This is a genomic window from Chryseobacterium sp. A321, from assembly GCF_054489265.1.
On sequence record NZ_JBTMWZ010000001.1, the window covers coordinates 578,988 to 593,881 of the forward strand.

At 41.0% G+C, this 14,894-nt stretch carries 13 protein-coding genes; 1 reads left to right on the forward strand and 12 read right to left on the reverse strand.

The window, feature by feature from the left end; translation table 11 throughout:
- Positions 1-7: 7 nt before the first annotated feature.
- Genes ftsA through mraZ form a run of 12 tightly spaced genes read right to left on the reverse strand, consistent with a single transcriptional unit; the run spans position 8 to position 13,841 of the window.
- Entirely contained in the window at positions 8-1,384 is a 1,377-nt protein-coding gene (gene ftsA, locus ACX3PZ_RS02780; RefSeq protein ID WP_459111948.1) for a cell division protein FtsA, read from the reverse strand.
- Positions 1,385-1,414: 30 nt separating this feature from the next.
- Positions 1,415-2,260: a cell division protein FtsQ/DivIB gene (locus tag ACX3PZ_RS02785; RefSeq protein WP_459082900.1), complete on the reverse strand. Its 846-nt coding sequence runs from the start codon at positions 2,258-2,260 to the stop codon at positions 1,415-1,417.
- Between the two features lie 18 nt (positions 2,261-2,278).
- Positions 2,279-3,646 carry a UDP-N-acetylmuramate--L-alanine ligase gene (murC, locus tag ACX3PZ_RS02790; RefSeq protein WP_459082902.1) on the reverse strand — a complete coding sequence of 456 codons (1,368 nt, stop codon included), beginning with the start codon at positions 3,644-3,646 and terminating at the stop codon, positions 2,279-2,281.
- Between the two features lie 2 nt (positions 3,647-3,648).
- Positions 3,649-4,743 carry an undecaprenyldiphospho-muramoylpentapeptide beta-N-acetylglucosaminyltransferase gene (murG, locus tag ACX3PZ_RS02795; RefSeq protein ID WP_459082904.1) on the reverse strand — a complete coding sequence of 365 codons (1,095 nt, stop codon included), beginning with the start codon at positions 4,741-4,743 and terminating at the stop codon, positions 3,649-3,651.
- A gap of 13 nt (positions 4,744-4,756) precedes the next feature.
- Positions 4,757-5,992 carry an FtsW/RodA/SpoVE family cell cycle protein gene (locus tag ACX3PZ_RS02800; RefSeq protein WP_459082906.1) on the reverse strand — a complete coding sequence of 412 codons (1,236 nt, stop codon included), beginning with the start codon at positions 5,990-5,992 and terminating at the stop codon, positions 4,757-4,759.
- A 3-nt stretch (positions 5,993-5,995) separates the two neighbouring features.
- Positions 5,996-7,333 carry a UDP-N-acetylmuramoyl-L-alanine--D-glutamate ligase gene (gene murD, locus ACX3PZ_RS02805; RefSeq protein WP_459082908.1) on the reverse strand — a complete coding sequence of 446 codons (1,338 nt, stop codon included), beginning with the start codon at positions 7,331-7,333 and terminating at the stop codon, positions 5,996-5,998.
- Positions 7,334-7,337: 4 nt separating this feature from the next.
- Positions 7,338-8,579, reverse strand: coding sequence for a phospho-N-acetylmuramoyl-pentapeptide-transferase (gene mraY / locus ACX3PZ_RS02810; RefSeq protein ID WP_459082910.1), 1,242 nt, complete (start codon positions 8,577-8,579; stop codon positions 7,338-7,340).
- A 9-nt stretch (positions 8,580-8,588) separates the two neighbouring features.
- Positions 8,589-10,049 (reverse strand): UDP-N-acetylmuramoyl-L-alanyl-D-glutamate--2,6-diaminopimelate ligase, encoded by a 1,461-nt coding sequence (locus ACX3PZ_RS02815; RefSeq protein ID WP_459112741.1) that lies wholly within the window; start codon positions 10,047-10,049, stop codon positions 8,589-8,591.
- 15 nt (positions 10,050-10,064) lie between these two features.
- A complete protein-coding gene (locus tag ACX3PZ_RS02820; RefSeq protein ID WP_459082912.1) occupies positions 10,065-12,056 on the reverse strand; it encodes a penicillin-binding transpeptidase domain-containing protein in 1,992 nt (663 codons plus the stop codon).
- Positions 12,043-12,405 carry an FtsL-like putative cell division protein gene (locus ACX3PZ_RS02825; RefSeq protein WP_459082914.1) on the reverse strand — a complete coding sequence of 121 codons (363 nt, stop codon included), beginning with the start codon at positions 12,403-12,405 and terminating at the stop codon, positions 12,043-12,045. Before ACX3PZ_RS02825 ends, ACX3PZ_RS02820 begins: the two co-directional genes overlap by 14 nt.
- Before the next feature lie 37 nt (positions 12,406-12,442).
- Positions 12,443-13,345 (reverse strand): 16S rRNA (cytosine(1402)-N(4))-methyltransferase RsmH, encoded by a 903-nt coding sequence (gene rsmH / locus ACX3PZ_RS02830; RefSeq protein WP_459082916.1) that lies wholly within the window; start codon positions 13,343-13,345, stop codon positions 12,443-12,445.
- Between the two features lie 22 nt (positions 13,346-13,367).
- Positions 13,368-13,841: a division/cell wall cluster transcriptional repressor MraZ gene (mraZ, locus tag ACX3PZ_RS02835; RefSeq protein WP_459082918.1), complete on the reverse strand. Its 474-nt coding sequence runs from the start codon at positions 13,839-13,841 to the stop codon at positions 13,368-13,370.
- 250 nt (positions 13,842-14,091) lie between these two features.
- Here mraZ and ACX3PZ_RS02840 point away from each other — a divergent pair, with 250 nt between their 5' ends.
- The gene (locus tag ACX3PZ_RS02840) at positions 14,092-14,850 is read left to right on the forward strand and encodes an alpha/beta fold hydrolase (RefSeq protein WP_459082920.1); all 759 of its coding nucleotides are present in this window, start codon (positions 14,092-14,094) and stop codon (positions 14,848-14,850) included.
- Positions 14,851-14,894: the final 44 nt, after the last annotated feature.

Consider the following 14,894-nt stretch of genomic DNA (forward strand, 5'->3'; position numbering starts at 1 on the left):
GTTTTTGTTATTCTACTTCTTCAAAAAATTTCTTTACGCTTTCCATGATCTTTTGCCCTAGCGTAAGTCCTCGGCGCTTACTTTGCACCGACTCATTTGATTGCTCTAATTCGATTGCATCTAAAGATTCTTCTCCTTCAAGTGATTGACTGTCTGGATGCATTTCGTTTGTATCCATCTCCTGATCAGAGTCTAAATCCTTTCCTGTAAAATTCTTTTTGTCTCTAATTTTCAAACTCTCCATAAGGAGTCCAATGGCCGTCGCATATTCCGGACCTTTCAAAAATTGATTCTTATCGTTTGATACGTATTCGTTTGCGCACCCCAGACGAGAATCAAACCCTGTCGTGTAATTGGTAAGCTGTCGAATGTGCTTTAGGTTGGATCCGCCACCTGTAAGAACAATTCCTGCAATCAGTTTTTTCTTCTGTTCAAACGCTCCGTAGGCCTTTAGTTCCGTATTCACCATTTCTAGAATTTCCTCTACCCGAGCATTAATCACTTGCGCGAGTGTCTTTAAAGAAATTTCTTTGTCCGCTCTACCGTGCAATCCAGGAATTGTGACGAAGGTGGTATCCTTCTCCATTTCTGGAACGGCAGAACCAAACTTCACTTTCAGCTGCTCTGCATGCTTTTCAATAATTGAGCATCCTTCTTTAATATCGTCTGTAATGATTCCACCTCCGTAAGGAATTACGCAGGTATGACGAATAATGTTGTCTTTGAAAATAGCAATGTCCGTGGTACCCCCTCCTATATCGACAATAGCCACACCGGCTTCTTTTTCTTCTTTGGTCAGCACCGCTTCCGACGAAGCAAGTGGCTCGAGCGTTAAGGCTTCCATTTCAAGGCCCGCCTCTCGTACGCATCGGGCGATATTGCGAATACTTCCCATTTGTCCTACGACCACATGGAAATTAGCTTCTAGTCGTTTCCCGTGCATTCCAATCGGCTCTTGAATTTCACCCTCAGAATCCACTTTATATTCTTGGGGTAAAACATGGATAATTTCTTCACCCGGAAGCATCACGAGCTTTTTCACTTGCTCTTTAAGAACCTCGATATCTTCCTCCGTGATGTATTGGTCGGGATGTTCTCGCATGATATAGTCCGAGTGTTGCAAAGAGCGAATGTGTTTGCCTGCAATGCCCACTGTGACTTTAGAGATGGCCACACCTGAACTTTTTTGCGCTTCTTCAATCGCTGTTTTAATTGAACTAATCGTTTGAGAAATGTTGTTCACAATTCCCTTATGCACTCCAAGACTTTTGGCCTTGCCTACCCCTAGTACCTCAATTTTCCCATGGGTATTTCGACGACCGACAATGGCCACAATTTTGGTGGTCCCAATGTCTAATCCTACTGAATACTCTTGATTTTCCATTTGTATGCTGATTTGATTTTGTTTCTTATTTTAATTCTTCCTTTGTGTACTACGTAATGCTGCTTCGGCTAAAGCCTTCTTTCGCGCAATCTCTGGCGCTTTCTCAAACTCTTTCATCCTTGCTCTTAGAATGCTGTCGTTAGGCTTATAATGCGGGTTTAAACTGGTGACGATCTGATTGTCGTACCGAACCGAAATCTTATTGTATTTCTCTTGGTTCTGGTACACTAAAAATTTTTCTACGAAAGACTTGAAGCCCTTTAGTTTGAGTTCCAAATTATCCAAATCTCCTATTTCTACTTTGAAGTTGCCTTCACTAGTCAGAAGAAAATAGCTGTCTTTTTGCTTTTGAATACCAATGAAGTAATTCTTTGCAAAGGAATCTTGCTTTACTAGCTCAATCAGTTTAGCAATTTCTTTATACTCACTGCGTTTTATATCCCCTGAAACCAAAAGAACAGGGTGTGAATAAACCTTTGAAATTGGAAACTCCTCCCCTTTTGTGTCCACATAAAAATCTTGTCCCTGTCTTTGCATTCGAAATGCAGGTACTCGTTGCAGAATGTCTATATTAAGGTTCCCATTTAAGTTCAAATACACATTGGCGCTATCCACGGACGGAAAAAAATTAACCTGCTTCTCCAGTTGAGGAATGTCAATTTCACCGACCACTCCTTTTGGATTTGCCGCCTTAATGAAGTCCTTTACATTCTTCTCATCTATAAAGTAAACTTTTGCAGTTCCTGGCGTTTCAATCAGATTCACAGATACCTTTTTCATGGGAGCTTCTCCAAATCGTTTCAAAGAAAAACTAAGCAGAAATCCAAAAAGGACGACTGTACAAAATATCTTTAAAATTCTCCACTTGTTCTTCATAACCGCTTCTCTATTCCTTTATGCTTTTGCCTGACTCTTTTCCATCCACTTGGTGATGGGATCAAACAAGCGATCAATGTTTCCAGCCCCTACAGTGACTAGAATATCAAATTCTTTTGTTTTTATTATTTCTAATGCTTCTTCTAATGAACATTGCTGTTTATCCAAATGCTGAATCTTTTCGAGTAAAGCCTTTGAGCTAACCCCCGGAAAATCTTCCGCTCTTTCTCTTGCCGGATAAATATCCAGTAGAAGTAAAGAATCACTATTCTCTAAGCTCTTTGCAAATTCCGATTCAAAATCTCGGGTTCTGCTATATAAATGGGGCTGAAACACCACAAGTACTTTTTTATCAGGATAAAAAGTTCGAATCGAACTAAGCACTGCATTGAGTTCCGTCGGGTGATGCGCATAATCGTCTATATAATGCTTTCCAGAGGCAAAATGAGTTAATGTATAGCGTCTTTTAATTCCTTTGAAGCTTTGAAGTCCCTTATTCAAAACCTCAATATCCACTCCCATCTTAAACAAAAGAGCGATCGCGGCCGTTGCATTTTCTACATTATGCGTTCCCGGGATGCTCCAAGAGAATTCCCAAGTTTGTTCCTTGTGATGAAAATCAAAATGCATTAGACCCTCCTTGATTCTCAAATTATCTGAGTAAAAATCTGCCTCTTCGTTGACAGCATAGCGTAGGCAGCTACGATCTACCTCTACTCCTTTTCTTACAAACAACTGCTGATCGTTTGGAAGCAAGTTTGCAAATTCACAAAATCCTTGTTCCATAGCTTTGCGGTCTCCATAGATATCCAAATGATCGGCATCATTTGATGTGATGATAGCCCAGTCCGGGGAGAGACTTAGAAAACTACGGTCAAATTCGTCAGCCTCAACCACGCTAATTTGATCCCCATTATAATAAAAATTAGACTTAAAGTTTTCTGAGATTCCCCCAAGGAAACAAGAAAATGGCAAATTTGCCTCTTTGCATAAATGAGCCACTAGAGTGGAAGTTGTCGTTTTTCCGTGGGTTCCTGCAATCGCTAACGACTCAGTAGCCTTTGTAATTAAACCAAGTGCTTTCGCACGCTTGATGACCTCAAACCCACTTTTTTCAAAATAGTCTAAGATTTGTAAAGACTTAATTGCTGGGGTATAAATAACAAGGGTTGATTCCTTTTCTAGTGCACGAATCGCAGGGGAAATTTCATCCTCGAATGAGATTTCCATTCCCTCTTCTGTTAGTTTCTCAGTGAGCCCTGTTGAGGTTTTGTCATAGCCTAATACCCGAATATTTGAAGCCTGGAAATAGCGAGCCAAGGCACTCATTCCGATGCCTCCAATGCCTACAAAATAGACGACGTTATATTTCTCAGTTAATTTCATTTCTATGCTCTATTTACTTTAGTCAAAATTGTATCTACAATATCTTTTGCGGCCGTTCTCTTTGCGAAAAACTCCAAATTCTTACTCATTTCTTCTCTTACCTGCTCCTTTTCACAGAGATCTAGCAAGGTGGGCCAAAACTCTTCTTTCATCTCACTGTCTTTTACCATGAGAGCTGCATTCTTCTCTACCAGTCGTCGTGCATTTGCAGTTTGATGGTCTTCCGCGGCAAAAGGGAAGGGAATCAAAATCATCGGTTTCCCAACCACTGCAAGTTCAGAAATGGCAATGGCTCCTGCTCTAGAGACGATTACATCCGCTGCGGAGTAGGCTAGTTCCATGCCTTTTATAAACTCGACCACTTGCAAGTTTCGACTTGTGAAGTGACGAGTTTGCTTCTCAATGGTTTGAAATTCCGCTTTACCCGTTTGCCAAATCAATTGATAATCCTTTTCTAGAAGCAAAGGCAGGTGTTCAAGCCATGCTTGGTTAATCGCATGAGAACCAAGGGAACCTCCCACAGATAAAAGGGTAAGCTTGCTTGGGTCAAGCCCAAGCTTCTGTTTGGCTAAGCTACTTTCTTCGAGTCCATTTAAAATATTTTCTCGAATCGGGTTGCCTAAAAATCGAGTTTTCTCTTCGGGAAAGCCCTTCACATTTGGATAGGCAGTAAAAATAAGAGAAGCACTTTTGCTAAGGATCTTATTGGTTACTCCTGCATGCGCATTTTGCTCCTGAATAAAAGTGGGTACCCCGAGTCTTGTCGCGGCATAGAGCGCAGGTCCACTTGCAAACCCTCCCGTTCCCACAGCAAAATCAGGATTGAACTTTCTTACAATTGATTTTGCTTTTTCAATACTAGAATAGAGTTGGAATGGAAGTTTAAAATTGGAGAGTAAATTTCCCCGATTAAAGCCAACAATATCAAGCCCTTCAATGCGATACCCAAGCTGTGGCACCTTTTCCATCTCCATTTTTCCATTGGCGCCAAGAAATAAAAATTCAGCCTGAGGAAAGCGTTTTTTGATTTCCTCAGCAATTGCGATCGCAGGAAAGATATGCCCTCCTGTTCCACCACCGCTTAATATGACTTTCATTTTCTTTTCCATTCTATGCAATGTCATTGATTTCTTCAACACTTTGTTTCTTTCCAATGCCTTCTTCATCATAAACCTGAATTCGGGCACTTACATTTAAGACCAGTCCTAATTGCAAATAGGTCACTAACATGGAGGTTCCTCCATAACTTATCAAAGGCAAGGGCTGCCCTGTCACGGGTATTAAATTAATAGCCACGGCTATATTAACACTCAATTGCACAAAGATCATCAGCCCTACCGCCAGCACTAATAAAGAACCAAAAAAAGCAGGCATCTTACTGGCAATCATCACAATCCGGATGATCATAATGAGGTAGAGGACAATGAGTGCGGTGGCTCCTATAAACCCATATTCTTCAACAATAATGGCGAATATAAAGTCCGAGGCGCTTTGAGGAAGCATTTGCTTGAGTGCACTTTTACCCGGACCCATACCCGTCAGACCGCCATGAACTATGGCCGCTTTGGCTTGCATGACTTGGTAATTCTTGGTTTTCATCTCTTCGGTGTCCATATCGACATCCGTTTTTGAGGAGGTAAATGTTTCAATTCTACTCATCCAAGTGTGGACCCTATTCCCACCCATTAAATTGGTGTTCAAGGCCACCATAATAAAAAGCATTCCCAGAACTACAGACGAGGATATAAAGCCTGCAATGTATTTCCAATGCAATTGCCCAATCACAAGTACCCCAATGGACACCATTAAGATCATTAAGGCCGTCGACCCATTGTCTCTTGCTACAAGTAGAAAGACAAGTAGAATAGGGCCAAAAATATAGAGAACGTTCTCGTACCAACGACGGTCCCTATGAATCTTCTTGGTCAAATAACGACACAAATAAATGATTAGCATTAAGTAGGCGATTGACGAGGGTTGAAACGAAAGTGAGGTTCCTGGGATCTTTAGCCACCGTGCTGCACTGGCTCCGTCAATGGTATTACCGCTTAAAATTGTAAAGACCAAAAGTATAACCATAATGCCTAGTAAAAAGGCACTTAATTTCCCTATATGCTCGTATTTGAAAAGTCCTATGGCTCTCATGAGCACAAGTCCACCCACCACAAAGAGTACATGACGGGTCAAATGACTCGTCGTCGTCCCTGAGTTCACAATGTATTCCAAGTTTGAACTTGCAGAATACACGGGGAAAATCGAAAAGGCTGAAATCAAAATTATCACAATCCAAAGAACTTTATCGCCCTTTAGATATTCAAATTTGTTTTCGGTTTCTGGCTCGTGCATTTCTTACTTGTTATTTGTTTTCAACGCTTCTTCTTTAAATTGATTGCCCCGATCTTGATAATTATCAAACAAATCGTAGCTCGCACAACAAGGCGAAAGCAAAACGGTATCTCCAGGTTCTGCAAGCGATTTGCAAATGGCCATCGCTTGTTTCATACTAGAGGTATCGTAAATGAACTCCATTTTATCTTTGAAAAAGTCAATGATCTTTTGGTTGTCTAATCCCATGCAGACCACCGCCTTTACTTTCTGCTTTACGAGATTCTCAATCTCTGTATAGTCGTTCCCTTTGTCTGTACCGCCTACAATCCAGATCGTGGGATTCTTCATGCTTTCTAAAGCATAATAGGTAGCATTCACATTGGTAGCTTTGGAGTCGTTGATATAGCGCACTCCTTTTTGAACGGTGACCTCCTCAAGTCTATGTTCTACGGCTTGAAAGCTCATTAGGGAATTGCGGATACTTTCATTGCTTATATTAAGTACTTTCCCCGCAAGGGACGCGGCAAGGCTATTGGCTACATTGTGATTCCCCATAAGGGATAAATCCTCAATCTTAATCGAAAATTCGTCTTGGAATTTCACAACCATCTTGTCCCCTTGCGTATAGGCACCCTCGGAAAGAACTTCCTTCATGGAGAAAGGAAGCATTCTGGCTTTCACTGACAGTTTCTCAAGTAAGTTAAGACTCATTTCATCGTCTCTATTGTAGATGAAAAAGTTGTCGTTCTGTTGGTTCTCTGCAATTCTAAATTTGGCTAGTGCATACTCTTCGTAATTGTAGTTGTACTGATCCAAATGGTCTTTAGAGAGATTCAAAAGCAGAGATATAAAGGGTCTAAAGTTCTGTATATCATCCAACTGAAACGAACTCACTTCCAGAACATAGTAGTCGTAATTTTGTTCAGCGACTTGACGCGCAAAACTACTTCCTATATTGCCTCCAAGGCCTACATTGAAACCATCATTTTTAAGTAGATGGTAAACTAGCGAGGTCGTGGTCGTCTTGCCGTTGCTCCCCGTGATCGCAATGATTTTAGCCTTTGTATACTCGGAAGCAAATTCGATTTCTGAAGACAGCCGAATTCCCTTCTGATTGATTTTGAAAACAATCTCTGCCTTTTTGGGGATACCTGGACTTTTCACAATCCAATCCGCATTTAAAATCTTTTCTTCCGTATGCTGTCCTTCCTCAAAATCGATCTGATTTTCAATTAAAAGTTTCTTATAGTTTTCACGTATTTCACCCTGGTCTGAAAGAAATACTTCCAGGCCCTTCTTCTTGGCTAAGTACGCAGCTCCAAAACCGCTTTCTCCTCCTCCTAAAACTACAACTCTCATCTCGTTATCTTATTTTTAGTGTGATTAAACAAACGACGGCGAGAATCACTCCAATGATTATCATTCGATTCACAATTTTACTTTCATGGTATCCACTTTTCTGATAGTGGTGGTGCAAAGGACTCATTTTAAAGAATCGATTGTTTTGTGCATATTCTAACCCATACTTTCTTTTTCGGTATTTAAAGACCGAAACCTGCAAGACGACTGATAGGTTTTCAAGGACGAAAATCCCACACAATACGGGAATTAATAATTCCTTTCTTAAGATCACGGCAAGCACAGCAATCACTCCCCCAATCATCAAACTTCCTGTGTCTCCCATAAATACCTGCGCTGGATAGGTGTTGTACCAGAAAAATCCGATCACCGCTCCGACCATGGCAATGGCAAAAATCGTGGTTTCCCCCATATTGGGTAAGAACATGATATTCAAATAGTCCGCAAAAATGATATTCCCCGACAAATACGCTAAGAATGCTAAAGTTAATAAGATGACCGCACTGGTGCCGGCCGCGAGGCCGTCAATTCCATCGGTTATATTGGCGCCATTCGATACTGCTGTGACAATAAAAATCACAATGGGAATAAAGACAAGCCATGCCCATTTTTGAGCATCTGCTTCGTCCATCCAAAAAAGCATCCCAGTGTAATCAAACTCATTGTTTTTCACAAAAGGAACTGTGGATACGGTTGATTTTTCTGTGGGCATAAAGTTTTGCTCCACATTGTTACGGTTTAAGATCTGCGCATCCGCATATTTACGTTTGACCGTCACATCCGGGTGAAAAAACATAGTTACCCCTACGATCAGTCCAAGTCCCACTTGTCCAATGACTTTGAACTTCCCACTTAGGCCGTCTTTGTTCTTTTTAATTTTCTTCAAATAATCATCTACAAAGCCAATTGCACCCATCCAAACCACTGAAATCAGAAGCAGAAGAATGTAGACATTAAAGACTTGTGTAAAAAGCAGAACAGGTATGACGGTAGCTACGATAATAATAAGTCCCCCCATCGTAGGAGTACCTTCCTTCTGTTTTTGCCCTTCTAGTCCAAGGTCTCTAACCAGCTCCCCCATCTGGCGACGGCGAAGGAAATTGATGATCTTCTTACCAAAAACCAAAGCAATAAATAGCGAAGTCAACACCGAAATCGAAGCCCGAAACGAGATGTATTTCAGTAGATTAAGTCCCGGAATATGAATTCCGTTAGCGGTAAGGTATTCGTACAAATAATATAACATACGCCTTATTTATTTATCCATAATTTTTATTAGCTCGGAAATCACTTCCTTGTCATCAAAATGATGCTTCACTCCAGAAACATCTTGATAGGTTTCATGTCCTTTGCCTGCCACCAGAACAATATCTCCTGGCTCGGCAAATTTTATAGCCATTTTTATAGCTTGTTTTCGGTCTTGAATGACCGTGTACTTACTGTAATTCTGCGGTTCAATTCCTGCTTCAATATCCTTTAGAATGAGTTCGGGATCCTCGGTTCGTGGATTGTCTGAGGTAAGAATGGCAAGAGTTGAATTTCGAGTGGCAATTTTTCCCATTTCAGGACGCTTGGTTTTGTCTCGATCGCCACCACACCCAAAGACGGTAATGAGTCTTTCGTTCTTGGTCCGAATTTCATTTATGCTCAAAAGAACATTTTCTAAAGCATCAGGTGTATGTGCGTAATCCACCACAAAATAAATCCCTTGGGGGGATCTTAACGTTTCAAAACGTCCATTTACCCTTTTAAGTGTAGAGATAGCCTGAAGAATTGCTTGCTTGTCTAAACCCAGTTCTGCTGCAATACTGTACACTAGTAAAAGGTTTGAAGCATTAAATTTTCCTGTGAGTGTCGTCCACACTTCCCTTCCCTCAAACGATAAAAGCATTCCATTAAAGTCCGCTTCTAAAATTTTAGCCTGGTAGTCTGCTATGTTTTTAAGCCCAAAAGAAACTCTTTTGGCTTTCGTATTTTGAACCATAATCGACCCGTTCTTATCATCTGCATTGAATAGGGCAATAGAATTCGAGCCGAGCGTATCAAAAAGTTTTTGCTTTGCTTTAATATAGTTTGCAAAGGTTTGGTGATAATCCAGATGGTCATGCGTAATGTTGGTAAAGGCTGCAATTTTGAAATTGAGCCCAAACGTTCTCTTTTGGTCGATCCCATGCGAACTGACTTCCATAAATGCAAACTCGCAACCTTCCTCCACAGCTTGCGATAAGAGTCGATTGACTGTTACCACATCCGGGGTTGTATGGGTTGCCTTTATCACCTTGTTACCAATTCTATTCTCTACTGTAGAAAGCAGAAGACAAGGATATAGCATTTGGGAAAAAACTTCGTGAAGCAAGGTTGCCACCGAGGTTTTTCCGTTGGTCCCTGTGACTCCTACAAGGGTTAACTTCGAGGAAGGATTCCCATAGAAGTTAGAGGCTAAAAGGGCTAGGGTTTCGGCGCTGTCTTTGACTAGTATGTAACAAACAGATTCTTCTACTTTCGCTGGAATCTCTTCACAAACCACCCCTTTTGCTCCTTCGTAAATTGCCTGATCAATGAAGGAATGACCGTCTACAGCCTGTCCTCTTAGCGCCACATAAACAGAGTTTGGACCTACGGTTCGGCTATCAAACCCAAGACTTTTCACCTCCAAGGACGTGGGTCCCTTTAGGTCTACAACGGAAATTCCATTTAATAAATTTTGTAAAGTCATGGTCATTCTAATACTCTAATTTTGAAGCGTCAAATAAATTCTTTGGTCTTTGTTTAGGGCTCTTCCTTCTAACGGGAACTGCTCTTTAATTCGACCTACCCCTTTATAATCCACTCGATACCCTTGGTTTTCCAACGCAGGGATCACATTTTTTCCAATTAATCCTACTACACTTGGCATCACGCCTCCACGAACGGCCACTTTGGGTTCGACACGTGTTAATTTGCTTAAGTCCACTTTCTTATCCACAAGAAGTTCCTTCTCAATGTTTTGCGGTGTTTTAAGAAAGGTTTTTCCCGCAATTTCTTTAAATACAGGAGCTGCTACAGTACTCCCGTAGTAACTTTTCGACTTGTCCGGTTGATTTACAACGACAAAGCAGGTGTACTTGGGATTGTCCGCCGGGTAAAACCCTCCAAAAGAGGCTTGGTATTTACTCGGTCCCGGTTTCCAATATTCAAACCTTGCCGTTCCTGTTTTTCCTGCCATACTTAGATTCGGTGTAAATATGCTTCGAGCGGTTCCCTTTTCGACGGCTTTCGTAAGTGCGGAAGTCATCATGTGAATGGCTTTCTGAGAGGCCATCTTATTTACCATGACCTCGGGCTGAGCCTCAAAGAAAACATGCCCATCTTTCATCACTTTATCAATAAACAAAGGTTTTACCATTTTGCCTCCGTTGGCAATTCCATTATAAAAGGTTGCAAGTTGCAATGTATTTAATCGAACTGCGTAGCCAAACGAAATAGAAGCCAATGCCCCTTTGCTCCAACGATCACTCTGAGGGGTTTGAATAAAAGGTTTGGTAATGCCTGGCAGTTCAATGTCCATTTTATCAAAGAGTTTCCAACGACGCAAATGGTCAAGGAATACTTCAGGATTGTCGCCATAAAACTTAGTGATGAGTTTTGCTGAACCTACGTTGCTAGATTTTGCAAGCACTTCGCTTATATCGTAAATGCCCCCACCATGATCGTCACTAACGGGCTGTCCTGCATACACCCAAGAGCCATTGCCCACGTCAACAGTTGTTTCTTCGTCTATAAATCCATCATCCATCGCCGCTAAAAGAGACACCGCTTTAAAGGTGGAACCTGGTTCAGTGGCATCTTTTAGTGCATAGTTATAAGCATCTACATAAACTCCGGGTTCTGTTCGTCGCAGATTTACCATTGCACGAACCTTCCCGGTTTTCACTTCCATGACAATCACACTTCCGTGATCCGCATCAAATTCAATTAGCTGCTTTTCCAGCGCTGAATTTGCAATGTCTTGGATTCTAAGATCCAATGTCGTGTACACGTCCTGTCCATCGACGGGCTCATGAACTTTCCAATAATCAATGGGTTTCCACTGTGACGAATTAATTCGTTGTTCTAAACGTTTACCGTCCTTTCCACTAAGGAACTTTGAAAATGCTCCCTCTAGCCCAGACTGATACTTTCCATTGTCCATTCCAATGGTTCCTGCTCCAATTTCTGATGTGGCAAGTTCACGACGGTAATTTCGATCCACAATAAAACCGCCACGGTTCTTCCCTTTCTCAAAAAGAGGGAACTTGCGAATCCGATCGTACTCATCGAAATCGAGTCCTTTCACCAGACTGAAATATTGATTTTCTTTCTTACGCTGCGCATCAAACTTTTGACGAAAATAGGTTCTCGGCTTTCCAAACATGAGACTTAAAGAATCCGTTAAAGGACCAATATTATTACTGTAAGTCGTATCCCGGATCACTTTGAAATCAAGATAAATGTCGTATCGCATGACGGTGGTTGCCAGAATCGAGCCGTCCGCCGCATAGAGATTTCCACGAGCTGCTTTTAAGACGGCTTCCCGATAGTTCTTGCTAATATAATCCTCTTTAATCTCCTCCACATTGGTGTTTTGAAGAACAATGATCCGAAAGAGAAAGACGACAAAAGTAGCAATAGCAACGAGGGCGAAGAAATACCCCCACCGTAAGGTTCTTTTGCGTTTAATGTCGTACTCATTATTTCTCTGCATGGGTTGAGTCGAGTTTTATTAGTAATTTATGTGGGTGACTCTCTAGGGTCATTAAAGAGTCTGTTATCATTTCTTTTCCTAATTCTGATTCCATCTTCACTTTAATAAGTCTGCTCTGCGCATAGGCGTTTCGTGATTTGTATTCTTCACTAGCTTCCTTTAGCGCATTTACTTTCTCAATTTTCTGATTTACAAGATGGTTGCTATAAATCATACTGATCAAAAGAAAGAAGAGCAACAAAAAATACTTATAATGCGCTTTAATTTCATCCCTATTGAGAAAATTCCCCTTGACAATGTCTATGAAGGTTAGTTTTTTCTTGGACTGATAAACGCGCTTTTTGGCCATATTTTACTTAAATGTCAGTTGAAACTGTCCTTTTTGTTTATAATTTAATTCCTGTGCGCATCTTTGCGCTTCGTGCTCTCGAGTTGGATTCAATTTCTTCCTCAGAAGGCACAACCGCTTTATTTCTCAACAGCTCAAATACTTTATCGTAATTTCCATACACATCTCTCACAGGCTCTCCTTCAAATTTTCCATTCTTCAAAAATCGTTTTACTAACCGATCTTCAAGAGAATGGTAAGAAATTACAACAAGGCGACCTTGCGGCTTTAGCACGCGGTGCGCTTGAAGAAGCATCTCTTTTAAAGCGTCTAATTCTTGGTTCACTTCAATTCGAATCGCTTGAAATACTTGAGCGAAGAACTTATTCTGCTTAAACGCAGGAATGAAGGCAAATAGTGCCTTAAGGTCCTCAGTCGTTTCAATGGATTTCCCTTTTCTTTGGTTCACGATGACACGTGCTAACTTTCTTGCGTCTCTTAGTTCCCCGTAATTGTAGAAGAGATCCGCTAGAGCTTCCTCTTCGTATTCGTTGATTACTTTCTTCGCATCTAGACTCTGCATCACATTCATTCTCATGTCTAACGGAGCTTCGCTTCGAATCGAAAAACCGCGTTTTCCTTCATCAAATTGATGGGAGGAAACTCCTAAATCTGCTAGAACACCACTTACTTGTGAAACACCATACATTAGCATGGCGTTTTCAAGAAATCGAAAGTTTTGATTCACGAGGGTAAATCGATCGTCCGAAATTCGATTGGCAAGAGCATCCAAATCCTGATCAAAACTATAAAGTTTTCCTTTTGAAGAAAGGCGGGCCAAGATTTCACGCGAATGCCCCCCACCACCAAAAGTGCAGTCTATATAAACTCCATCAGGGTCAGTGACTAACTCATCGACACTTTGCTTTAAAAGCACTGGACTATGGTATTCGTTTTCCATCTTTTTCGTGGTTCTAAGCGCTTTATTCTAATTCAATATCTTCTATACCTTGATCTCCCATTACCTCTTGTGCAAGATTTGCGAAATCTTCTTGGGTAGTGGAAATCACCTCTTCATAGGCCTGCTTATCCCAAACCTCAAAAAGCTCACCCGCACTGGTTACAACCACTTCTTTTCGAAGTCCTGCAAATACAGTCAAGTCTTTTGATATTTGGATTCTTCCTGCACTATCCAACTGCACGGTTTTTACGCCAGCAGTAAACATTCGGATGAAATCTGCATTCTTTTTCACAAAACGATTCAGTTTATTAATTTTGCCCATCAACTTATCCCAGTAGGTTAAAGGGTAAACTTCCAGACAATTTTGAAACACAGAGCGTTTAATGACAAAGGTCTCTCCTTCAAATCCCTCCATCTGCTTTGCAAGCGATGAAGGCACTTTCAGACGACCTTTGTCATCAATTTTGCATTCGTATGTGCCAATAAAATTCTTCATTTGGGACAAATTTATATAATTATTTCCAAAAGCTCCCACTTTTTCCCACTTTTTGACTTAATGTTTATAACTTTTAACTCAAGAACTAAGCCTTTGATTTAAAAGACCTTATACCAAAAGTGGAAATTGGAGAAATATTATTAAAAAAGGGTAATTTACTTTAGAGCTTTTTTCTTATTTTTAATCGGTATGATTTTATCGTCATATGTTTTCTTAAATTTGTACTTTTGCTTTAGCTATCAAGCGTTATATGTTATTTAAAACCAAAAAAGAAAAAAAATTCTCCTATATTATGGAAGGCGAGGGTCATCCTATCGTCCTGTTGCAGGGTCTGATGGGTGGACTGAGTAATTTCACAAGTCTCATATCTTACTTTTCTTCAAGAGGATTTAAAGTTTACTTTCCCGAACTACCCATTTACGATCTGCCCGTACTTAACACCAATTTGACAAGTATCGCGAAATACGTTGCGAAATTTATTGAAGAACAAGTAGGGGAACCTGCCACCGTAGTGGGAAACTCCATGGGAGGACATGTGGGTTTAATACTCACACTCTCTAGACCCGATCTTGTAAAGCATCTTGTTCTTACGGGAAGTTCCGGGCTCTACGAAAGATCCTTTGGCGATAGCTTTCCTCGAAAAAGCGACCGAGACTACATGAAGGCAAAAGCGCAAGAAGTGTTTTATGACCCAGAGGTGGCCACGGACGAACTTGTGGACGAAGTCTTCTCTATCGTAAACGACCGAGGCAAGGGGATTAAAACCGTGATGCTGGCACGCAGCGCAATTAAACACAACATGGAGACCGAACTTCATAAAATTAAAGCACCTACCTGTATCATTTGGGGGAAGCAGGATTCCGTGACACCACCCGAAGTGGCTGTCGAAATGGATCGATTAATACCGAATTCGGATTTATTTTGGATTGACAAGTGTGGCCATGCGGCCATGATGGAAAAACCAGACGAATTCAATTCCCTCTTATACGAATGGCTGAAAAATAAATAATTAGAAAAGGAAGTTTTTGCTTCCTTTTTTAATAGAACCTCACC

Bases quoted from the DNA above. Each gene is read 5' to 3' on its own strand.
- ftsA (WP_459111948.1), bottom strand. From the start codon at position 1,384: ATGGAAAATCAAGAGTATTCAGTAGGATTAGACATTGGGACCACCAAA.
- ACX3PZ_RS02785 (WP_459082900.1), bottom strand. From the start codon at position 2,260: ATGAAGAACAAGTGGAGAATTTTAAAGATATTTTGTACAGTCGTCCTT.
- murC (WP_459082902.1), bottom strand. From the start codon at position 3,646: ATGAAATTAACTGAGAAATATAACGTCGTCTATTTTGTAGGCATTGGA.
- murG (WP_459082904.1), bottom strand. From the start codon at position 4,743: ATGAAAGTCATATTAAGCGGTGGTGGAACAGGAGGGCATATCTTTCCT.
- ACX3PZ_RS02800 (WP_459082906.1), bottom strand. From the start codon at position 5,992: ATGCACGAGCCAGAAACCGAAAACAAATTTGAATATCTAAAGGGCGAT.
- murD (WP_459082908.1), bottom strand. From the start codon at position 7,333: ATGAGAGTTGTAGTTTTAGGAGGAGGAGAAAGCGGTTTTGGAGCTGCG.
- mraY (WP_459082910.1), bottom strand. From the start codon at position 8,579: ATGTTATATTATTTGTACGAATACCTTACCGCTAACGGAATTCATATT.
- ACX3PZ_RS02815 (WP_459112741.1), bottom strand. From the start codon at position 10,049: ATGACTTTACAAAATTTATTAAATGGAATTTCCGTTGTAGACCTAAAG.
- ACX3PZ_RS02820 (WP_459082912.1), bottom strand. From the start codon at position 12,056: ATGCAGAGAAATAATGAGTACGACATTAAACGCAAAAGAACCTTACGG.
- ACX3PZ_RS02825 (WP_459082914.1), bottom strand. From the start codon at position 12,405: ATGGCCAAAAAGCGCGTTTATCAGTCCAAGAAAAAACTAACCTTCATA.
- rsmH (WP_459082916.1), bottom strand. From the start codon at position 13,345: ATGGAAAACGAATACCATAGTCCAGTGCTTTTAAAGCAAAGTGTCGAT.
- mraZ (WP_459082918.1), bottom strand. From the start codon at position 13,841: ATGAAGAATTTTATTGGCACATACGAATGCAAAATTGATGACAAAGGT.
- ACX3PZ_RS02840 (WP_459082920.1), top strand. From the start codon at position 14,092: ATGTTATTTAAAACCAAAAAAGAAAAAAAATTCTCCTATATTATGGAA.